The sequence below is a fragment of the Lacticaseibacillus sp. 30 genome (genome assembly GCF_053819265.1).
On record NZ_JBSOQX010000004.1, the window covers coordinates 105,407 to 128,240 of the forward strand.

Annotated in this window: 19 protein-coding genes and 1 pseudogene; 3 read left to right on the plus strand and 17 right to left on the minus strand. The window is 41.6% G+C overall.

Annotation, left to right across the window (positions count from 1 at the left end; all coding sequences use genetic code 11):
* Positions 1-5: 5 nt before the first annotated feature.
* The 17 genes and pseudogenes from ACWPAB_RS04095 to ACWPAB_RS04175 all read right to left on the minus strand — a co-directional run bounded on the left by ACWPAB_RS04095 (position 6) and on the right by ACWPAB_RS04175 (position 20,799).
* The gene (locus tag ACWPAB_RS04095) at positions 6-872 is read right to left on the minus strand and encodes a ketose-bisphosphate aldolase (protein WP_003592312.1); all 867 of its coding nucleotides are present in this window, start codon (positions 870-872) and stop codon (positions 6-8) included.
* Entirely contained in the window at positions 862-2,727 is a 1,866-nt protein-coding gene (locus ACWPAB_RS04100; RefSeq protein ID WP_003586758.1) for a BglG family transcription antiterminator, read from the minus strand. The genes ACWPAB_RS04095 and ACWPAB_RS04100 overlap by 11 nt, the downstream gene beginning before the upstream one ends.
* 354 nt (positions 2,728-3,081) lie before the next feature.
* Positions 3,082-4,806 carry a putative frv operon regulatory protein gene (locus tag ACWPAB_RS04105; protein ID WP_016381741.1) on the minus strand — a complete coding sequence of 575 codons (1,725 nt, stop codon included), beginning with the start codon at positions 4,804-4,806 and terminating at the stop codon, positions 3,082-3,084.
* A gap of 1 nt (position 4,807) precedes the next feature.
* Positions 4,808-5,974 (minus strand): MalY/PatB family protein, encoded by a 1,167-nt coding sequence (locus ACWPAB_RS04110; protein ID WP_003586752.1) that lies wholly within the window; start codon positions 5,972-5,974, stop codon positions 4,808-4,810.
* A gap of 64 nt (positions 5,975-6,038) precedes the next feature.
* Complete coding sequence (locus ACWPAB_RS04115; RefSeq protein ID WP_016381742.1) at positions 6,039-7,583, minus strand: PTS fructose-like transporter subunit IIBC; 1,545 nt, start codon at positions 7,581-7,583, stop codon at positions 6,039-6,041.
* 39 nt (positions 7,584-7,622) lie between these two features.
* A complete protein-coding gene (locus ACWPAB_RS04120; protein WP_003586747.1) occupies positions 7,623-8,066 on the minus strand; it encodes a PTS fructose transporter subunit IIA in 444 nt (147 codons plus the stop codon).
* A 182-nt stretch (positions 8,067-8,248) separates the two neighbouring features.
* Positions 8,249-9,715 carry a xylulokinase gene (xylB, locus tag ACWPAB_RS04125; protein WP_003586745.1) on the minus strand — a complete coding sequence of 489 codons (1,467 nt, stop codon included), beginning with the start codon at positions 9,713-9,715 and terminating at the stop codon, positions 8,249-8,251.
* 118 nt (positions 9,716-9,833) lie between these two features.
* Positions 9,834-10,520: a D-lyxose/D-mannose family sugar isomerase gene (locus tag ACWPAB_RS04130; protein ID WP_003586743.1), complete on the minus strand. Its 687-nt coding sequence runs from the start codon at positions 10,518-10,520 to the stop codon at positions 9,834-9,836.
* 6 nt (positions 10,521-10,526) lie between these two features.
* Positions 10,527-11,501, minus strand: a complete 975-nt coding sequence (locus tag ACWPAB_RS04135) for an aldose 1-epimerase family protein (protein ID WP_003586740.1) — start codon at positions 11,499-11,501, stop codon at positions 10,527-10,529.
* A gap of 22 nt (positions 11,502-11,523) precedes the next feature.
* Entirely contained in the window at positions 11,524-12,609 is a 1,086-nt protein-coding gene (locus ACWPAB_RS04140) for a PTS fructose transporter subunit IIC (protein ID WP_003586738.1), read from the minus strand.
* Between the two features lie 15 nt (positions 12,610-12,624).
* Positions 12,625-12,942: a PTS fructose transporter subunit IIB gene (locus ACWPAB_RS04145; RefSeq protein ID WP_003586737.1), complete on the minus strand. Its 318-nt coding sequence runs from the start codon at positions 12,940-12,942 to the stop codon at positions 12,625-12,627.
* Positions 12,939-13,412, minus strand: coding sequence for a PTS sugar transporter subunit IIA (locus ACWPAB_RS04150; protein WP_003586735.1), 474 nt, complete (start codon positions 13,410-13,412; stop codon positions 12,939-12,941). The genes ACWPAB_RS04145 and ACWPAB_RS04150 overlap by 4 nt, the downstream gene beginning before the upstream one ends.
* A gap of 29 nt (positions 13,413-13,441) precedes the next feature.
* Positions 13,442-14,383, minus strand: a complete 942-nt coding sequence (locus ACWPAB_RS04155; protein ID WP_003586733.1) for a ketose-bisphosphate aldolase — start codon at positions 14,381-14,383, stop codon at positions 13,442-13,444.
* A gap of 1 nt (position 14,384) precedes the next feature.
* Positions 14,385-14,855, minus strand: coding sequence for a PTS sugar transporter subunit IIA (locus ACWPAB_RS04160; RefSeq protein WP_003586731.1), 471 nt, complete (start codon positions 14,853-14,855; stop codon positions 14,385-14,387).
* 1 nt (position 14,856) lies between these two features.
* Positions 14,857-16,314 carry a BglG family transcription antiterminator gene (locus ACWPAB_RS04165; protein ID WP_003586729.1) on the minus strand — a complete coding sequence of 486 codons (1,458 nt, stop codon included), beginning with the start codon at positions 16,312-16,314 and terminating at the stop codon, positions 14,857-14,859.
* A 409-nt stretch (positions 16,315-16,723) separates the two neighbouring features.
* The gene (gene rpoN, locus ACWPAB_RS04170) at positions 16,724-18,019 is read right to left on the minus strand and encodes an RNA polymerase factor sigma-54 (RefSeq protein WP_016381743.1); all 1,296 of its coding nucleotides are present in this window, start codon (positions 18,017-18,019) and stop codon (positions 16,724-16,726) included.
* A gap of 41 nt (positions 18,020-18,060) precedes the next feature.
* A pseudogene (locus ACWPAB_RS04175) lies at positions 18,061-20,799 on the minus strand (sigma 54-interacting transcriptional regulator).
* Between the two features lie 294 nt (positions 20,800-21,093).
* Between ACWPAB_RS04175 and ACWPAB_RS04180 the strand changes: the two are divergent.
* The 3 genes from ACWPAB_RS04180 to ACWPAB_RS04190 are packed head-to-tail and all read left to right on the plus strand — an operon-like array spanning position 21,094 to position 22,831.
* Complete coding sequence (locus ACWPAB_RS04180; RefSeq protein ID WP_003586723.1) at positions 21,094-21,501, plus strand: PTS sugar transporter subunit IIA; 408 nt, start codon at positions 21,094-21,096, stop codon at positions 21,499-21,501.
* 27 nt (positions 21,502-21,528) lie between these two features.
* Positions 21,529-22,038, plus strand: a complete 510-nt coding sequence (locus ACWPAB_RS04185) for a PTS sugar transporter subunit IIB (protein WP_003586720.1) — start codon at positions 21,529-21,531, stop codon at positions 22,036-22,038.
* Between the two features lie 25 nt (positions 22,039-22,063).
* Positions 22,064-22,831: a PTS mannose/fructose/sorbose/N-acetylgalactosamine transporter subunit IIC gene (locus tag ACWPAB_RS04190; protein ID WP_003586718.1), complete on the plus strand. Its 768-nt coding sequence runs from the start codon at positions 22,064-22,066 to the stop codon at positions 22,829-22,831.
* Positions 22,832-22,834 lie beyond the last annotated feature (3 nt).

The window sequence follows — 22,834 nt, forward strand, 5'->3', positions numbered from 1 at the left end:
TATTTCTAGTACAGGTCAGCTTTGCCGGTAGAATTAAAAAGGTCCATTTTGTGTTCAACAATGTCTTGCGCTGCCTTCCTAGCTGATGGCATCAACTGATCTGGCTCATAGGCATCAGGGTTGTCATCCAAATTTTTGCGTAGTTGGGCGAAGAATGCGGTTTTCATATCCGTCGAAAGGTTAATCTTTGCTACACCGTGAAGGTATGTTTTTTTGATTTCCTCATCCTTATTGTCTGATCCACCATGTAAGACTAGTGGAATATCCACAGCTTCATGAATCTTTTCAAGTAAATCAATTCGCAGTTCCGGCTTTTCGACATGACTATAATGCCCGTGACGCGTACCAATTGCGACAGCTAGAGTATCAACACCTGTCAAACTCACAAACTTCTTTGCGTCTTCTGGATCGGTATAGAGAATCGTGTTGACACCTGTCCCTTCTGTTGAAAGTTCATTAGACCCAATTGTTCCAAGCTCTGCTTCAACAGAAACACCCACGCTATGTGCCACATCAACGACTTGTTTGGTAAGTGCCACATTGTCATCCCACGACTTTGCTGATGCATCAATCATGACTGACGTATATCCGTTATGAATGCCGCGTACGCAATCCCCTAGTGTTGCCCCATGGTCCACATGAATGGCCATTGGTATGCGCGTACGATCAACTGCTTGTCTGACATAGGCAGTGAAATCGTCGCCCACCAAATTGATCTCGTTAGGATGAATCTGAATAATTGCTGGTGCATTTTTAGCTTCTGCTGCGTGAATAATTGCTTCAACAAACTCACTGTTCGCAACATTATAGGATCCAACGGCAAAATTATTTTTATATGCGACACTCAGTAAATCAACCATGTTATAAAGCATTTGAATAATCTCCTTTTCTATTCCAAACTTTAATAAATTCTTCTTTTGTTTTGGTTTCCAATAAGGCGTGAACTTCCGCTAAATTGCTTGTGTGCTCATACACGTCATTAAAGAAGTTTTTGTTTGTTTTAAGGTCAGATGCAGGAATATAAATCACAATTAATCTAACCTTCTGATGTCCCCACGGAATTTCTGTTCTATTAATCCCTATAATGACCTTGGCAGTCGTCTCTGACCCTTTTAAAAACGGGTGCGGCATCGCCACAAGATGCCCAATGTCTGTTGGTGACATGGACTCGCGCTTCTGGAAGTATGGCAAAAGGTTGAAGTACCCTGATTTTTTCAATAAATACTCAATCGCAGACTCACTGGAAGATTCATTCATATGATGATAATCAAGCTGTTGGATTAAAGAAGCTGTGCCAACGGTTTCAACAAAATTTTGAATCTTCGCGATGTCTCTTGTATTCATCTCTTTGCTAATCTCAACAATTTTAGAATTAGCAGCCACAGGTTCCTGAAAACCACAGCGAATGATCAGTTGGTACTTCTGCAAGTCCGCCTGAACCATTGTTGGGGTGACAGTCTTAATATCTATCCGGGGAAAATAGGTCTGAATCTTGTACCGAAACAATTCTCCCTCGGCTTTTTTACCTTGAAAAACTAATTTTGTTTGGATGCCATTTTTTGTTTCTTCAGTTAAAACAAGCTGAATATGAATAGCCAGATAAGCTACTTCTGATTCGGGTATTTGTAAACGAAAATCACTTTCCAAGTCATCATAGAGAAAACATGCGATCGAATAGGCAAACAGGTATTCTCTTTTTGTCTGTTTAGAGTATGGATTAAAAATCGGTATACTTTCTTCCAACGGATCAAGTAATCTCATGATATGATTCATGATTTGAGCTCGATAACGCTCGTTAGAATAAAGTGGAATGCCATAATATTCCTCTGCCCTCTTTAATGAAGCTTCTAACCGATTGCGCTGCAGTTGATTCATTTCCGGCACAAACGCTCCTGGCATATTCAACGGCAAGGCTATTAGATAATTCGTAAGCGCCATTGTTTCCGCTTCATTGTTAATTGGTAAAACAGACATCGCTAATAAAGAAGAAGCTAGTTGAAATTCAGGATGACTCTTATTGTTGCTGCCAACTTCAGACAAGCTAATCGAATGGCCATCTTTGTAACGGCTCACAGCAATGATCATATGGCAAATAATCTTTGCGTAGACAATGAAGTCCATCGTCGTATGGTGCCGTGAGAAAACTGTATCAATACTGCTGATTTCTGTGTTGATAGCCTCTTTGCTTGACAGCTTTCCTAATAACTTAAAAGTTGACTCGGTCAAATTTCCTTTTACGATTTCTTCAATAGGTATTAATTGTTCTAGAAGTAGTCGTTTTTGGTTCTCCTCTCCTAAAATTCGAATACCTGTAAAGATTCGTGATTCCAACGTAACGTGTAGATTCATATCATGAATCTTTGAGAATAAAGCTTGCACCTTACTTCGAATACTCTCAACAGAGTAATTCAACTGAACTGCAAGGTCATCAAATGTGATGAATGTCGATTGGTTCATTAGAATTAGGGCAATTTTGAAAAGCAGGTCAGCATCGTCTTTAGCAAAAAGCCGATTCTCGATACTTTCGTTATACAGATCACGTTGAATCCTATAGCCTTTATTTGATGAAACAATCAAAGGGGCCTGTGTCTCGCTGCTATTTAAGGTTCTTACATAGTTTCGAATGCTCCTTTCAGTTACACCTAGCATTTCGGACAGTTGCAATGCGGTAAGGTAGCTCTTTTGCTGCAATAAGATGTCAAGCAATTGTTTGATTTTCTCGTTCATGATTGCCCCCTTCCCCCACAGACTACTTAAGTACCCCACCTCCTGACAATTCCATTATTGCATGTCAGCAAGCGGTTACATTGGTATATCTTTTTCCGGGACAAAAATACAATTTTTCCGGCACAACTTCTTTAGCCGGAAATTCATTGTTATTGCTGGATCACACACAGCAAATAAGAAGTGACTTCACTTTCTTAAATATCTTCAAACAGTTGTTACAATGACGGCGTTATCAGTATCTTCATAGCAAAAAGCCTCCAAACTTTGTGGTTGGAGGCTTTAAAACAAACATTCAAACTAGAGGTCTTATCAAAGGCAAAACGATGTTGTTGATCCTAAGCCTTCGCCCAAACTTCAGCCATCAAACTGCATCATGCCCTTAAGCAATTCAATAACTTGCTGATAGGTTTGAACCTGTCTAATATTCGTGACCGTGTACTTTCTTAACGTTTGATATAAATAACTAAAAATTGTATTTTTCTCTGCTTGCGAGGTGCCAACCAGAACAATAACCATTAAATAAACTTCCTGATTTTCAACAGTGATCGCTCGATCGGGTTTAATCGCAAATAAGCGATAATCTGAGACACTAGATGTCACAATATGCGGAATAGAAATGTGGTTTAAAATTAATTGATTGCCAGCCTCTTCGCGTTCAACGATCTTCACTAGATCTGCATCAGTCAGCAATCCTGTTTCGTTGAAACTTTGTAGCCCCTTTCTCAGCACAGGCAAAAACTTGTCTGCTCTGGTTACGTTGACAAAATGATTTGGTGCGAGCATTGCTGCGATATTGTCATGATAATACTGACCATTGACTAACTGCTCGAGTGTTGCAATGTCTTCATCAGAGGCAACAGCCGAAAACGTCAAGGAAAATTTAATTGAAGATTGTTCAATGACGTCATTTCGAACATTAGCAATGGCTAAATCAAAATGATGTTTGGTATATGCAGTTTCTGCATCTGTCAAACTATGAACGGTATAAAGTACAATGTTATGCAGCTTCTGCTGAATAATCGTTGAATTAATTTGGGCTAACGACATACGAGGCGCCAAAAAAAGAATTTTAACCGGTTTTACTTCTCGCTGATTAATTGCCTGAACAATATACAGAGCCAAGAAGTTTGCATCCATCCACATTCGATTATCTGTCTTTAATAGTTCAACTGTAACTGCTTGTGCAAAATCAAAGGCAACAGGATTTTGAGCAGAAAGTCTTGTAATATCAAAGTTGCTTAAAGTACTCAGAGGCCGCGGGAATGCACACTCACGACCAAAGTGAGTGAACAATGACTCCAGTGTTTTCTGTCCAATTGCTTCCAATTGAAACTTGTCGGCTGTTTGAGAGAATTTTTGTACAATACTTTCGTGTTTTGACATTAAACTTGCCAAAAGATCTGCACGGCCTTGAACAAACTGGTGCACCAAAGTAGTTGTCAATGCTTCGGACGAATGTGTCTTTGACGGTGGCAGGCAAACGAAGGCGCTGATTACCTGCGCTCGCCACTGGCTATCAATGACCCACTCCTGATAAGGACAAGGGTTTGCTGTCAAATAAGTGATGACTCGTTGCGTGTTTTCAACTTCCGGCACAACTTTGTCCAGTAATTGTGGAAATTCAAAAATGCAGTCAGCCGCTATACCGATCCGTGTTAACCGTTTCATATTAATCGTCACGCCAGTTCCTGGGCGACTGGATATATGAAAAAGATCATGATAATCACTGTTTAGTTCAACAAGATAATCAGCAACCTGAGCACGCGACAGAAACATGTCCGCCGTCAAATCGCCCATTGCTACTGTTCGCCGAATACATAGTCGAAGTAATATTTCATTTGCTTCATCACGACTTGTGTTTAATAGTGTGGTCAATTTACCGGGATTCAGCGTTGTCAGATGATATTTATTCTGCGTTGTAATTCTGCCAATACGATTAGTTTGAATTTCATCATTAATCGCGGCAATGTCTCGGACGATTGTTCGCCGAGATGCATTTAACTGCTTCGCCAATTCATCCCCAGAGAAATCTTGCTGGGACAATAGGCGTAAGATTTTAACTTCTCTGAGGGGTAACATGTTATCCTTTAACTCCCTTCTTTAGCCGTTCCAAGCCATCCAATAACTTTTCTTGTGGACAGGCAATATTCATTCTCAAATACCTAGCATCGCCATATGTCTTTCCAGGCATAATCCCCACATGTCCGACATCAACTAATTGACGTTGCAATGTGTCTGAACTGATATTCAATCCGCTCACATTAATCCAAGCCAAATAGGTCGCATCTGGAAGTGAAAACTTGACTTCGGGTAAGTTTTGTCGCAGGTAACTGGCCACCGTCTCTAAGTTATGCTTAGTATAAGCAGTCAGTTGTTGAACATAGTCTTCAGATCCATTATAAGCCGCAATTTGTGCCAACATGCCAAAGATACTGACCGATGACAAGGCATTCTTTTGTTTCAATTCTGTCAAGAACTGCGCTCGCAAAGTCGGTTCAGGTAAAAAGACGTATGAGCCAATCAGTCCAGGCGTATTGAATGTTTTCGAACCTGAACAACACAGCGCAACATTTTCCGTGCCAATATTTGTAATCGGTTCATAAGCATGTGGCAGGTAAACCATGTCGCGGTGAATGTCATCTGAAATCAAGAAAACATGATTAACTCGGCAAAGATCGTAAAGCTTTTTCAATTCGGCTTTTGAGAAGACTCGACCAGTAGGATTGTGCGGGTTTGTTAGCAAAAATACTTTCGTCCGTTCTTCGGCCAAGACAGTTGCAAGACTGTCCCAATCAATCTGATAACCTGCATCTGCCGCTTCCAAGCGAATTGGCATCAGTATCCGATCATTCTTTTCAATCGTACCATAGAAGGCATCGTACATTGGCGTAAAGACTGCCACGCCATCACCAACCTGTGAATTCATCCTAATCAGCGTTGCAATTGCAAATACAACACTTGGACTATAAACAATCCAATCTGAATCTACCTTGGTGTGGCCATCTCTCTCGAACCAATGAACGATACTGTCTTTATACGTCTCGTGATTCCACCGAGTATAACCGTAAATAGGGTGAGCGAACCGTTTTTGCAACGCGTCCTGAACTTCAACAGGTACTGGAAAATCCGTGTCAGAAATGGAAAATGGCAAAATATCATTTCGCCCAAATCTATCTGCAATGTAATCCCACTGTGTGCTAAACGTGCCATGTCGATCAATTACCCGATCAAAATCATATTTTGTCAAAATGCATCGCTTCTTTCTAAAAAGGTGCAGAGACATCAGCCCCTGCACCCATCGTGTTTAATAACTATTTCTTTGCGGCTTCAGGAGACATTGTCTTTGCTGTCTGAGCACTTTGCGTCGGCGCTGCTGAAACGCTAGTGCCATTACCGACAATCGTACTCTGTGGCTGATTGTCTAAGCTAATAATGCCATTTTTGCGTTCTTGTCGTTTGAGCCACGCTGACTTGAAAACAATGACAAACAAAACATTTAAGACTAAACCAACTGCTAAAGCGATGTAGTATGCCCATGCCGGCCGAGACAAGCCAATCAATGGATCAAAGACACCAAGTCCCGGTGCCAAACGTTCAACCCCAAGTCCCATCGAAATTGCGCCGGCAATCCCACCGGCCAATGTATTCGCAGTAATCATTGGCACTGGTGCGGCTAACGCGTAAGGAATCGCTGGTTCAGTTGCAACTGTCATTCCGACTAACATTGCAGGCCAACTTGACTCACGTTCTTGCTTGGTGAACAAACCAGGTTTAATCCATGTCGCAATCGCAGCTGCCATTGGCGGTAATACAGTGACAACGCCAGCAATCCCATACCATGTATAAACATGGTAACTGAGCAGTGAAAATCCAAAGAACCAAGCGGTCTTGTTGATTGGGCCACCCATATCAAAGGCCAGCATCGCCCCTACTAAGAATCCTCCAGCAATCTTCATTTCTGGTGGAATGCTTCTCAAGAAACCCAGTAATGCTGCCATTAACCAAGCCATTGCCGGTCCCAAAAGGTAGTACGTCACTAATCCAAAAAGTAAAAGCGTTACGAACGGAATAATGAGAAAGCCCAATGTCGACTGGAACGTCTTGCCTAACCTAACTTTCCTAAATGCCTTAACAAAGTAACCTATACTCAAGCCGATAACAATCGCACCGAGAAAACCAGCGCCTCCCTGTGTTCCTAAAATATCTGGGGTATTGGCTAGATACGTTACTAAGAAGGCCGGTGCTAAAGCTGGTTTATCACCTATTGAATAAGCAATATAGGCGCCCATGATCGGAATCATCATTGTAAAGCCTAATCCACCAACGGTATTCAACACCCATGCAAGTGAGGCCATTTGCCCAGCCTTCGGAGCAACATTCGCAGCTCCAAATTGAACCATCAAGCTACCCAAGGCCATCAACAAGCCACCACCGATAACAAACGGTAATGCTGCAGAGACACCAGCCATCAAATGACTCATAATGCCATCTGTTTGCTTACGATCACCTAACTGGACTTTAGAGGCCGTGTACAAATGTGCTTCATCATGTAAATTATCAAAAATAACATTAATCTTTTTAAGGGCTTCAGAAACAGGCAATTCAATGACCTGTTTACCATTGAATCGTGCCTTGTCTTCAGCACTCATGCCTTTACCTAACGCCAAAATAACATAATCAGCAGCCGCAATATCAGCATCTGTTAGCTTGTTTTCAACGCCATTTGCCCCTTGCGTTTCGACATGAACTTCATATCCTAGGGACTTAGCTTTTTGCTCAATTGCTTCGGCCACCATATACGTGTGTGCTATCCCAGCAGGACAGTTTGTTACGCCAACAATCTTCAAGTCAGCCATCATGTTCTCCTCCTTTATTGACATTGTTTTATGCAGTGATTATTGGATCGTCTTTGCAATCAATTCATAAACTTCATCCTGACTGCCATTCTTTAACACATCGACAAATTCGGGATGAACTAACTGACGACTGAGTTTTGCTAACAATTGCAAATGAACACCTGCTTCGGCTGCTGGAACAATCAAACTAATAAATGTATTAGCGGGTTGTCCATCAAGTGATTGCCATTCAATTGGCTGTTTGCTTCTCCCAAAGATGATGGTTGCTGTGACGTTGTTCTCTGCCTTTGAATGTGGAATCGCAACGCCATTGCCAAACCCTGTTGTTGATTCTGCTTCTCTCTCCAAATAATCTGATACCAATGTGGTGGCATCTTTAACTGCGCCAATTTCATAAGCCTTTTTAGCTAGATCTTCCAGAATTTCTTTTTGAGTACTTCCTTGGAGATCCATGACCATATTATCTTTTGTGAACATTGCCATAATGTTTGCTCCTCTTTTCTATCTTACAGTCTCTATACTAAATGATTCCGCTTTCAAACTTAATTGTGATTTTGGCACACGGGTGTGACACGACAGATTGTGTCTGTTATAAACATCAACAAGTTTTTAAAACTATCAAAAAACGCCCAATCAATTCAGGCGTCTTCTATAACTCACAAATCTTATGCAAGTCGGCGATAAAACTGGCGATACTCTTTATAAACATCCTCGTAGGCGTCACGGTTACCCGCAATAGGTGTGTACTTGACGTCATATTTCACCAACTCGTTAATGGCCGAATCAACATCTGAAAACCAATTGCCGGCCACAGAAGCAACGATTGCTGCCCCATAACCTGGACCTTCGTCAACGACTGGCACTTTGAGTGGTAAATCAAAAACATCGGCTTGCATTTGTGCCCAAAATGTATTTTTTGCACCACCACCAATTGCAATAATCTCACTTGGCAGCACCTCAAATTGTCTATATAGATTAAGAACATCGTTAAGCGAAAAGACAATTCCTTCTAAAACGGCCCTAGCAAAATCATTAAAACTAGTGCCATTAGAAATGCCCATAAAACCACCGCGAACATGCGGATCAAAATATGGCGTTCTCTCTCCTGACAAATATGGCGCAAACAAAACGCCATGAGCACCAATTGACGATGTGGCAGCATCCTGAACGATGTCTTCAAACGACTTATCCCTACTAAAAGTGTCGCGGAACCAGCTCAACGAATTACCCGCAGCTAATGTGACCCCCATCGAATAAAAACGTGACTTAATCGCATGTCTCTCCAGTTGAAGACTGCCATTATACTTTAAACGCAACTTCTTCTCTGGATGAAGCATGACACCTGATGTGCCAATACTCGACATCAGTTGGTCTTCTTCTACAACACCAGCGCCAATTGCTCCCATTGCATTATCAGCACCACCAACTGTGACCAGCGTATCAGTCAAAAGTCCGCTAGCATCAGCCGCGGCTTGGGTTAGCCCGCCTACAATCTCGCCTGAATCCATCAATCTTGGCATCCAATCAAGCGATATTCCAAAATGCTCAAGAACTGCCCGGCTCCATTTCCCACTACCAATATCCAGATAACCTGTGCCTGTTGCATCCGAATAATCAGTGCCAAGACTTCCGGTCATTCTTAATCGGAGATAATCTTTGGGCAGCAGCACTTTGTCAATTCGATTCCAAATCGTCGGTTCATGTTTTTGCAACCACAACAGTTTAGGAAGGACATAACCTTCAACTGCACGATTGCCTGTGATATCAATATAAGCTTGCCCCATGCCACTTTGAATCTCTTCAACTTCCGCAGCTGAGCGCGTATCATTCCACAGAATAGCATTTCTCAGAACTTGCTGATCTTTTCCTAGAGCAACCAACCCATGCATCTGTCCTGAAAAGCTAATTGCTTTAACAGCATCCCCCGAAATTTTGTGGTTCATCAAGGTACTTCGAATAGCCTTAAAAGTTTGCGTGACCCAGTCCTCCGGGCGCTGTTCATTGTATCCGTTTTGGGGATGAATCAATGTCAGCGGCTCAGCGTGTGTATGAAATTTGCCATTTTGAAATAAGGCTAATACCTTCACTGAACTTGTACCTAAATCAATACCAAGAACAACCTCGTTTGTCATTTCAAGACCTCCATAGCCCGCGATGGCGGGACTGCTTAGTAATAAAGCGTGAACACAATCTGTCAGTACCAATCTTCATGTTAAAAAACCTGAAGCACAAACGGCTTCAGGCATATCTTTATGACAACTTCTTATAATCACCGAACAAAAGCCGATATGGTTTTTCGTCCTCATCAATATCTGGCACGCGTGACACATCTTTCAGAAAGCGATTATCAATGTTGTCATCATTAGTAGAAGAAACCTCCCAAACCATAACCTCACCAGAGTTGGGTTCGACATTCCATTTGTGATAAATGCCAGTGGTAGTCGTAAGACTCTCCCCTGGATGAAGCGTCACAATCGTCCCTGGATCCAGAACCAACTTGTGTCCATCCTTTACGATATGAACTGGTTTCTCTTCATCCAAAGCCTCATCTTCAGTAGAATTCCAAACAGTGATTTTGAGATTTCCTCCACCTCGATTAATAGTATCCTCTTCCTTTAGCCTATGAAAATGATATGGGAGCTCCTGACCCTCATTCAAAAGCAAGACTTTCTCACAATATGGTTTAGGATATTTTTCTGACTCTTTATAATTTCCATTTCGGAAAGTAAAAGCTACTAGTCCGTACCGCTTGAAGTCTCCAGAGCCAAAATCAGTTACGTCCCAGCCAAGCATATTATCCGTTATTTCTTGATAGGATTTATCAAGATTTTGCCAGTTTACTGGCATCCATTGCGCAAACGGTGGCAGAAACACCAGATGTTCCTTGAGAAAAATTTCTGATTTTTTCAAAATTTGATTGATTTCAGATCGTTTCATCTAGATCTACACCTCCAGTTTTGAAAAGGCAATTTCTAAGTCAAAGGTCACCCTTTCATTCGGTTCAATTATTTTCAAGTTCCCTGACCGCTTAGCCGCTTCAATACCATTGACATTATTCGTAGCTGGTTCTAAACCAAGTACGTAATTTTTTGTCTGAGTTAACTTCCACTCGTTCAATACTGATAGCAAAGAAGGGAAAATTGTGATGACTGCCTGTAATCCGGTCGTGGGGCTTAAAAGTCGGTATTGAAAATCTTTGTTTGCATATTCAGAAAAATCATGAAAGTAGACCTTTTCTGTCGTGTCAGGTGCCGGTTGATCAAACCGATTCCAATCATTTACGTCATCTCCATCACGATCCGTTACTTTAGCCGCGTTCAATACTAGTTGTGACTCAGGACTAAAGAATGGATAACCAAAATTCATATGATACAGCATCATCAATGAGGCGGGGTGAACGCCTTCATTGATTACGACATCATGAATCCGTATTTTTGTTTCATTCTTGGGAATCACGATCTTCCGATTCATCACCAAATTCACACCGAACATAGCTGTTTCTCTAACAGCACCGCTGACTATTACTTCCGTTGCTGTTAATTGATGACTAAAGTTTTCAGCAGGAGTATTTCCAATCGTTCCATGCAGACCTAGCTCCGAATCGCCAGAAGCTCCCATATAGCTGAGGCCACCCGTTGTCAGAAATCCGACATTGAAGTTTCGCATAAATCCCGTGGTCCCATGCTCAACAAAATAGGTGCTGTTCACAAGACCAGTGGATGACATAAAAGATACGTTTGTCCCGTGTACTTTCAACTCTGGAATATCCATTCCTCTATCTGGCGCCACCAATAAGTTCAATCCAGCCTCGTTATACATCCGCACGGCTTTCATACCAGTAGCTTTACCTTCAAGAAATTGGATTGTCTGAGCACCAGAAGTTTGAGCTTCATTTCCTATGAATGCCTCACTCGTCATGCCATATCTCCTTACATTAACTTCAATCCGAAATCTTAAGATCTTTGAGGTTCAAGTCCTCTTCTTCCTTTTCTTCTTGCAAGTCCGTAGCAGAAACTGGTTTCTTTAAAATCAAGTAGACGAGCGCAGTGACAACGCTACCGATGATCAGGGCAACGATGAATGCCCATGGCCGTGACATAGTTGGTACTGCGAACAGGCCACTTGCCGGAATCTTTGAGTCAGCGCCCCACAACATCGAGAACCCGCCACCAACCGCACCGCCAACACCTGTTGCAACAACGCTTCGCCATAGATCATTCAAAACGATTGGTAAACTACCTTCTGTGATCTCGACTAGTCCCATGGGGAAAGCCGTTTTTAATGTTTCAACTTCCAACGGTGTATAAATATTTTTGTGAACCAACTTTCCTAAGAAATAGGCTAGTGTGTAGCCCATTGGTGTGACCATAGATGCTAAAATCAAAACGGTGATCGGTTCGTTAATGCCTTCAGCTTGTAATGCCAGAACAAATGCGAAAACAGTCTTGTTAATAGCACCACCGTAATCCACAGACGCCAGAACACCAATGATCATGCCATAAAGGAACTTCTGACTTGTATCCAGTGTCTTCATATAGCCTGTGAGCCAGACTGTTCCAGCCGCAATTGGTCCACCCAGAACATAGAACATAAACAGACCAGCAATCAGTGAGGCAAGAAATGGAATGATTAATGTCGGCATTAAACCAGCTGCCCATTTCGGCACTTTCACGTAAGCAATCACGAGCATTGCAGCCCAACCTGCCACATAACCGCCAATTAACCCGCCAAGAAAGCCGGCGCCAATAATTCTTGAAATAAGACCAACCAGCAAACCCGGTGCAATCCCTGGCTTGTCAGCGATCGCGAACGCGACCCCTGTTGAAACGACAATTGGCAACATCCCGAGAATTAAACCGCCCATGGTCGAAAATGCATCCCAAATGTTGGCCATGCCTTTGACTGCTTCTAGGTTTTTGCCACCCATAATATTCCCAACAGCAAGTAAGAACCCACCCGCAACCACGACAGGAATCAAATATGATATCGCAGTAAGCGCAGGCTGCTTAATCTGAATCTTTTTCATTTGTATCCACCTCGTTTAACTGGACTTCCCAGTCAGCTCATGAAGTTTGGCAATGAGCTTTTTGGGACTCTTAATAGCAACATCAGTCGGAACCTCAACTACTTTCTTGCCAGCAAAGCGCTCTCTTCCTGAGATTTTTACGTCAATTGCCAATAAGACAACATCGGCCTGACTAATCTCTTCGGGTGTTAACGCGTCTTCTGTTCCAATCGTTCCCTGAGTCTCAACATGAACCGTATCACCGGCATCTTTAGCGGCTTGAAGAATTTTTTCTTTTGCAATATAGGTGTGTGCGATTCCTGCCGCACAAGCAGAAATACCAACGATCTTCATTGTCCTAAACCTTCCTTCTCAGTAAAAGCTGCAATAAGCTCTGCTGAACTGGTCGCTTTTTTAAGCTTTTCAATGACGTCCTCATGTCCTAGCCTTGCAGCAAATAGTGAAAGTAACTTTAGCTGATTACGAGCAGATTCTGTATTATTGCTGACAGCAAATAATATGACAACGGTCACACCTTCATCATCTAATGTTTCCCATTCAATCGGTTTGTTAAAGACACCAATAGCAACGCCTACCTTGGTTACATAATCACTTTTACCATGCGGAATCGCGATCCCATCACCAATACCCGTAATGCCCTCTTTTTCTCTTAAATAAATGTCTTTAACAAAAGAGGGGACATCGTTGATATAATCTGCATCTTTCAAGGTCTCTGATAGTTGCGTAATAGCATCTCGCTTTGAAGATGCATTTAAATTGAGCTTGATTAGTCTCGGATCAAGCACTTCATCAATCTGTTCCATAAATCGGCCCCCCTTTTCTTTAAACTGCATCAAGCACTAAAATGTTCAACTTGAAAATTCTTAACATTATACGGAATCTCGTTAACTGGTTCATTTTGGTAATACAGTTTTGTTCGATCCACATCCCCGAATAACTTGATTTTTTGAGCAACAACTTTTTGAGTTGCAATCATTGGCGATGGGAAGAGTACTTTAGGTTCACGAATTTCATCAGGATCGTTTTCGTTAAGAACAGTCCGCAAGTCTTTTGCAAATGCAATTTTAATGTCGCTTGAGATATTAATTTTATTAATGCCATACGCAATAGCCTCTGCAATCTTATCGTCCGGATTGTCAGAGGCGCCGTGCAGAACCAGTGGCACATCCACGACTTCAGCTACTGCCTTAGCAATCTCCGGCTTCAGTTTCGGTTTGACATCTTTTGGATACAAGCCATGTGCTGTGCCAATAGCAATAGCCAATGAATCCACACCGGTCGCTTCAACAAATTCCTTTGCAGTTTCTGGATCCGTGTACTTCACATTGTCTGTTAGATGGCCCTCAACATCGTTACCCGTGTCTGCAATGGTGCCGAGCTCAGCTTCAACCGAAACGCCTGTGGCATGAGCTGCTTCTACAACCTTCTTTGTTAAAGCTACATTGTGCTCATAATCAGTTAACGAGGCATCAATCATCACACTAGTAAAGCCAAGATGAATAGCATGAATTACTTGTTCATAAGAAGCCCCGTGATCCAAATGCAATGCGATTGGCAGATCCGTATGATTTGCCGCATCAATTACCTGCGCGACAAAACTGTCACGCAGAAAATCAAGCTCTGTCGGGTGAATTGCCATAATGAAAGGAGCCTGCAATTCCTCAGCTTTTTCCAAGGTCGCAGTAAATAATTGACCTGACCCAGCATTAAAAGCTGGAATTGCGAAATGATGTTCCTTAGCTACTTGTAAAAGCCGATCTCCAGATACTAACATGTTATTCTTCCTCCATTTGTTGTTTGATGACTGCAACCACTGTTTGTGAATCCTTGCTTCGAGCTATCTTCCGCAAAAAATCTGATGATGCCAATTTGACAAAAAATCTTTTGATGTCATTGGCTTCTTGTTCTGTAATTTCGTCTTTACCCATCAATATTGCCAAAACCTGAGTAACGGGTTGACCATTCAAATCCTTCCAATCTTTAACTCCGCTGGGATAGCTCAGGACGCCTAGCACCGGCACTTGGCGCCCATCTAATACAGCATGTGGAATAGCGATACCTGACTCCAGCGCTGTGTTTCCTACGCCTTCTCGCTCCATAAACGCTGATTGTATTTGTGGAGCGCTCTGTCCGGACACTTTTGATAACGCATCAGAAATTGTTCTAAGGATGGTTGTTTTATTAACAATCGTTCCCACTGCATTAGGCGAAATTGATTCAATGTGAATCGCAAACTTCTTACCCATCTCATCGCCCCCTCAATGCTTCTTCAACCTTGTTCTTATCCTTCCCCGTAAACATAGCACTCACTAAAACCTGAGGAATCTGCTTTTGCTTAGGAAGATTGATGGTGCTAATGAGAATATCAACATCAGGGTGCTTGGCTAAAGATTTTTCCAAGTTCAGGTTTGAAATGACATCAAGAATTTCCAGCTCAGGAAGATCCTTTCGAATTTTCGCGCTGATCAATTCAGATGATCCCAAGCCAGTTGTGCAAATGACGATCGCCTTCTTAGGTTTCTTAAAACTCTCCATGTACTTAGCAATGTAGAGTGATAGAAAACCAACTTCATCAGCAGAAATCTCGGGTAAGCCATACTCTTTTGCTAAGATGTCAGTAGCATGAAGAACCGAATGGTAAACGTTGGGATACTCGCCTTGAATTTCTTTCAGTAGTGCATTGGGGAGACGAATATTATTTTCTAACCGATTCAGCATTGGCGCGACATGCGGGACAAGTTCTTCAATCATTGCTGGTTTATCGTCAGGCAACTGGATATCATGAGAAACCAACTCTATGAGTGCTTCAGAAAACGTGTAAGCGGATGTCCCTGCTTTTGTTTTGAAATCCGTTCCGGTAAATCTCGCAGAAATCAAATACTGAAATAGGTAATAGACTTCATTCTCCGAGATTGATTCTCCAAGATAATTTTCCAAATTGCGCTTTACCATTTCACTCACGCTGAATAGATCCGGATAGTTATGCACTTTTTCTTTCAGTCTTGTGATGTCTTGATCTTCAATGGGCAGTTTGACAAATTTTCGAATTCTGCTGATCAGCACATAGATATGCGAAAACAAGTTCACATCGTAAGGATAAGGTAGAGCAGCCTTTAAAAACTGGGCAACAACATCCACTTGTTTGAGTGCAAATGTCGTATCATGTTCAGCTAATCCTTGCGTCATCGCTTCAAAATTCATCGTTGTGTCTTTACTCAAACCTAGAATCACCTCCATCAAGGCATCACGGATGTCTTTCTCGTCACCTCGAATACTTAGTGTTCTGTTAACCCGTGTGATACTTAAGTCATACTTTCTCAACCATAGTTCCAAAGAGCTGACGTCGCTTTGAATGACAGATTCACTGACGAAGAAGTCTTCGGCTAACTGACCGACTTTCAATTTGGAAGGTGCTGCGAGTAGCAACTTTTTTAGCAGTGCCTTCTGTCTTTCCGCCGGTAAGGAATGATCTCCAGGAGATTTTCCACTTAGTTTGCTTAAAAGAAATCGTTCATAGTCTAGCTTGTATCCACGACCTTTCTCAGAAGTAATCATGTTGCTGCCATACCCGCTATTGATGCGGCTCACAACCCTCTGAATTGTTTTGTAAGAAACTTGAAGTTTTCTGGCCAGCTCATTAGAAGTTATGAAACCTTGTTGGTCTTGAAGTAGATGAATCACTGACTGCGCAAGATCGGTGGTCATCTGGTCCCATCTCCTTCCATCATCATTATCTCAGGTAGCTTAGAAAGCGCTTACAGAATTTTGTCCTTTGAAGAGGACATAAAGATTGTCCTCGTAAACTAGATTCAACTCCTCTAATATACTTTGATCATGTTTAAGACTAAAAGTGATACGACTTTCTTGTGACCGCTTCTACAATCAACTATGTCGCATAGTGCGTTTATGGAGATGCCTATCTCACATGTCGGTGAACCAGAACAGATTTTGAAGACTATCTGATAATTGGAATCATGATGTCAAAAAAATTGCAACAAAGAGCGCCTGTCGTTCATTCAAGTTCCACGAATGGCAGGCACTTTTTGTTGCAAATCCATTTTTTAATTATCAGTCCAGTTAACGACTATGAGCACGAAAAATTTTTTTATTTCAGTCATCTCGATTTTCGCGCTGAAGCAGCAGGAAGCCCGAGCTCATTGCGATACTTGGTCACCGTACGCCGAGCAACTTCAAAGCCTTTTTCGTACAACCATTTGACTAAAAGGTTGTCACTTGCTGGACACATTTTATTTTCAGACTGAATCAACTGCATCATTGTAAATTTCAACTGATCAACAGAATGATAGGCACTACTTGATACAGCCTGTGTACGCTTCGAAAAAAAGTCCTTAAAGGCAAAAATGCCAAGATCTGTCTGTAAATGTTTCCCCTTAATTGTTCGACTCACAGTCGATTCGTTGACTTGAAGTGCTTTTGCAACATCTCTAAGAAGTAACGGTGCCAAAGCCGCTTGATGTAATAAAAATGCATGTTGGTTCACAACAATTTGATTAACTGTCGCAAGTAAAGTCTCCTCGCGGCGTTGTAGACCGTGTTGCAGGGACAAATACTCCTCGTGCTTTTCTTTAAGGTACTGTTGTGTCGCTGAATCTGCTGATTTTTTCAGGTCTTGATAAGTTTTTTCTGCAAATACCAGCTCAGGGCGACCCCACTTTGTCAGCCATAGTTTAAGTTGACCATCATTAGTAACACTCAGCCTTGCATCTGGAATAATATACGAAATTGGTTGCGGTTGCTCAAATACTTTCCCAGGAGCAGCCGAAAGAGATTTTATGAAGTCAAGCGCATTGTGTAGTTCGGTCGTCGACAAATTGTTCTTTTCGCAAATGCGTGTCATATCATGCGAAACTAGCAGTTCAAAATCCTGATCAAGTATGGCAATAACTCCCTTTGGTATGCCAGTATCACGATGGGCCTGCAGTGATAGACACTCTTGAAGATTACGGGCGCCAACTCCGGGGGGATCTAGTCCCTGCAGTAACCGCATAGCTTCGGTCAATTTTTCGGGAGAAATACCGATCTCATCCACGATCTGTCTATCCTCCAGAATCAGATAGCCATTGTTATTTAATTGATTGATTAAATAAACGACGATTTGGCGCAAAGGATTCCCAGCTAGTGAAAGTTGAACTTGCATTAATAAATGATCAAAAAGATTTTCGGTACTGCTCCCAGCCGACATTTCTTCAAATGTTGCGCCAGATAATGAATCTTCTGCCCGCTCAAGATGAGAGCGTACTTCAATAAAAGGGTTCGATTCAGCAACGTTTTTGAGATATGCATCTAAATCAACGGCGTCTAATTGCAACATCTGAATTGACTGTCGCATGCCTTGCGTTAGCACCAACTTATTGATTTGCCGTTGATTGAGTCTAATAGATTGATCCATTTTGATTGTCTTTCCCTTTGTGTTGTCCATCCAAAGATAATCTATAGCTGAAACACAATGTCATAGAGATAGTTCAACTCATTTTGATCGACTTTGATCCCATATGAGCTTTCAATATTTCTCAAAGCCCGTTTGATTTTAGTACATCCTTGCTTTCTTTCTTCGCTGCTAACAACCTTATAAACCAGTGGTGGTTCATTTCTGATTAGTCGTTCAATCATAGCGCTTACATGAACATAAAGCGTCACACGTTGATTATTTGTCAGACGAATTCCTGTATTCTCTTCAAGCTCTGTCATCATATCGCTAACCGAACTGATCACCTTGGTAGCATCTAGGATTGTGACAGCAGACAGAAGCCGTTCCACTGAAAGATTTTCGACAAGATAATTATTGATACGTTTCAAAAGTGCCATGTCTTTGACGTCTGGAAATAGTGTCTTAACCACAGACGTACCGTCTCCGGCGATGAGATTCTCAAGTGCTATATAGGGAACCCTTTTAATGTGCGGATCACTCGTACCAACAATGGCCTTAACATCATACTGTTCAAAAACAGAGTTGCTATCGCCATATTTTTTGAGATATTCCAAGTCCACAGCTTCAATTTTGTAATGAAGACTGGTTGGAATACTATGCTCAAGCAAACTTTGAATTTGTTTTGCGGAACCAATTCCAGTATGACATGTCGTAATAATCATTGGACTCTTCTTAATGACCGGATAGATTAAACTATATTCTGGAGTAAGCTTATCAGTCATCAACTTACCAATTTCATTAAATGCGATATTCTTCTCTATACTTTCTCCGACAAAAAGAGCGAGCTGCGTAGATACATTGTTAATAACCAGCAATGGTCCGTTAATATTAGCCTTCAACGAATCAGGCAATACCATCAATGACCCCATATCTACCAAAATAATGAGACCCTTATGGCAATCATTTTTGTGAATATACTGTTGAATATAATCATTCACTTGCTGGATCGAAACATTCAATGGCATATCATATGAGTCAAAAATTTTCTTGTTTAAAAACTGATTGGCAACGTCTGCAATACTACTAGCTGTTGAGTACCCATGGGCCAGAATAATCGCATGCTTGTTGCTGGTTTTGTAATTGAGGTTAAGACTAATGAGATAGCCTAGGAGAAGGAGTTTATCAACTTCACCCATTCGAAAATCCAGCTTTGTTTTGATCAATTCAAGAAAAGACTTTAAAACTTGATACTCGACCGTCGCATTTTGTTTCGCAAGTTCCAAAAGATTATGGACACTTTTCTCAGCTTTCACCGTTAAGGCCAGATCAACCTCTTGCTTAAGATAAATGAAGCTGGCAAAGGCAATCACTGCATTACCTTTGATTTTTACAAAAAGCGAGCTTCCTAAGTAATCAAACAACTGTTGAATAATATTGATTAAGTACTTAAGAGATTCGTTGTGATCACGCTTATCTCGATGAACCATTTCATCCATTAACGCTCTAGATTCACGAGAAATGATTTCAATCACCATGGCTGCCGTCAGCTTATCATTTTGAAATTCCCCCTCCACGTCACAAAGATGCGTCATCAAATCATTGACTCTAGAATTCTCACTGATCGTCGTATCAACGAAGTCGGTCAGGCGACTTTCCGGTGTAAAGTTAACTACTTCACTACATATTTCTTCTTGGTTATTCACGGCCGTTAATCGTTGTAGCAAACTATTACCAATATTATCTGACGAAATTTCAATGTCACTATTCATTTGATCTTGGCTATAAGCATGCGCACAAATCAGTTTAATCGTTGTTTTAAGTTCCCCAATATTATTCTTATACTTCAAATTGAACAGGTGATTGATGATCCACGGCGCAACCCTGAAGTAGCGTTGCAAACGCCGGCTTTCTTCAATGAATGTTTGGAAAATTAACATCTTTAATTCTGCCTTAGAGCGATTATTCAGATCAGGCAATGTGACAGCGACTGGTACACGACGAAGAAATGTCTGCAAAAAATTTTCTTGCAGATTCTCAGTCGTGGCAAAGATCAAGCGAACTTTACTTGATCGCGACACCGCGTTTTCTCCCATTCGCTCGAAATTACCGGTATCCATAAACGAAAAAAGTTTTTCCTGACTTTCTGGATTTAAACGGTGACACTCATCCAAAAACAAAACGCCGCCATTTGCTGACTCCAGCATTCCTTTGAAATCTGTCGTAGCTCCTGTAAAACTGCCCTTCGCATATCCAAATAAGTTGCTTGAGAGCAACTCTGGGTTGTGATAATACTGTGCACAATTTAAGACAACGAATGGTGCATCTTTCTTCAACAAACCTTCCTGAACGCAATACTGATAGGTGAGCTTGGCAAGATAGCTTTTCCCAACACCTGTGTTGCCTGAAAGCATGACAGGTAGCCCGTTTGGCGGGTAATTTTCCGCTGTGATGAGCCGCTCAATGATTTCCTTCATACTTTCTTGATTGCCAATGAAAGTCTAAAAAACATTTTTCTGGCGAACCTGCTCTTTTATTAGTGAGGCTACTGATGGATATATCGTTTGTTTCGGCGAGAAAAAACGTTCAGAAAAAATCTGCCGATTGATGAAGTTGGTTGGCCGTGACTTGATTTGAATGGCATCGCCCTTTTTTAAAATGTCGTTCAAGTACTGACTGACTGTCGTGCGGCTCAAATGAAGATTTTCAGCAATGCGGTCAGTTGTGATTTTGTTAATATCGCTTAAGTCGCTAATAGCTTGTGTTTCTTCACGCAATTCCCTATTTACAGCTTCAAAACTCATGTTAATCTCCCCTCGACACATTTAGTTCAGCCCAAAGTATCTGTCGAACACATTGTAGCATTTGTTAACTAATACACAATTGTTCTGCTTGGCAGCATGCATCTGCTACATTCATGCCAAAAGAAAAGTTTTCTCGGCGTCGACACATGTTGGCACGTTTCTTGCTTGTATAAAAGTGTAAGCGGTTCATAATGAGCGACTGGTTTGTAAACGTATGAATCAGGTTCAACTATTTTCCCCTCGCTTGCTTAGAACCACACTTAATTTATTTAAATGTAAGGAGGACGAACGACTATGATTTATATCATCTTAGCGTCCCATGGCGATTTAGCACACGGCATCTTGAATAGTGCTGAGGTGATTGCCGGCCCGCAAAAAAATATCACTTCTTTTGTCTTGAATCCTGGTGATAGCATTGACGAATTTTCTCAAAAATTGCGACATGAGATTAAGACGCATTCTACCAATGGTGATCATGTTTTGGTGTTGACTGATCTGTTTGGGGGTAGCCCTACAAACAGCGTGATTGCCGCCATGCAAGATCTTAAGTTTAACTGTTTTGCCGGCATGAATTTACCAATGGTTTTGGAAGCAGCATTGGATCGAGAACAGTCAAATCTTAGTTATAGCGAATATCTTCAAAAGGTCTCTTCTGCAGCACAAAAAGGCATTATTGATGTTAATCAGAAACTTGTTGAATAAGTCATTTAAAAAATGGAGGATTTCATTATGTCATACAAAGATAATATCAAGCTCGTTCGCGTAGATGATCGTTTAGTCCACGGGCAAATCGTAACCAAATGGGTCAATGAAACCAAAGCTAATAAAATTGTCATTGTCGACCAATATCTTGCAACTAACGAATATCTCAGTCGTGTCTTCAAAATGGCAGCTCCATCTAACATTGATGTTTCAGTGATGGCTCCCAACGATTTCGTTGATATGGTAAAAAGCCAAGATCTAGGCGATAACCGTTATATCATTCTCTTCAAGCTAGTCGATAATCTAAAAAAATGTTTTGATGCAGGATTCTCAGTTGATGAAGTTCAAATTGGCGGTATCGGCGCAAATGCTGATCGAAAGTTAGTCTATCAAAGTGTCGCACTATCCGAACTTGAGGCAAAGGAACTTCTAGCTATTCAAGAAAACCATGTCCGCATATTCTTCCAAAGAGTTCCTGATGAAAAGCCAGTCAGCTTAGACGAAATTATCAAAAAGCATTTCAATAACTTAGCCTGAACTAGATATAAGGAGGATGTTTACCATGGGTAAGATTACACTGCTTCAAGCATTCCTAATTGGTTTATTCTACTGGTTCAAGGGTTGCCGTTTTGGTTATACGTTCGGTGTGTTTGGTCTATTTTCGCCACTCCCAGCAGCCCTTTGGGTTGGATTAGTGCTACACGACGTCCCTACTGCCATGATTGTGGGAGCTGCGTTACAACTTATGTATCTCGGACTGCTAGCTCCCGGCGGTGCGATGCCGTCAGATCCAACATTAGCAGCACTTATTGCGTGCTCAGTTGCTGTTGTTGCTAAAGTCAACACGGGTGCTGCTGTCGCCTTAGCTGTCCCAATCGGATTGCTTGGGGTCCAATTAACAAACGTTGAATTCATTATTAACGGGTTCCTAGCACACAAAACTGATCGCGAAATCGACAAGGGTAATTATCGTGGCATGTTTATAACATCTGTTCTGTATCCAACACTTTACAAGCTTGTCTTATACGCAGTTCCAATTGCACTTGTCCTTTATTTTGGGGTTGCCCACGTTGGTCCAATCATCGATATGATTCCTAAGGCAGCGCTTAATGGCTTAAGTTTAGCGGGTTCCATGTTGCCTGCTGTTGGTTTTGCCATCATCGTTCAGCAAATCGGCAAACGTAGTCTATTACCATATTTTCTAGCTGGTTTCTTTTTAGAACAATATAGTCAAATCCCAACTTTGGCTATTGCCTTAGCAGGCCTTTTCTTCGCATACCTGCATATTACGTTCACTGCTAAGAATCACCAAACATCGAGGGAGGAATAAGTC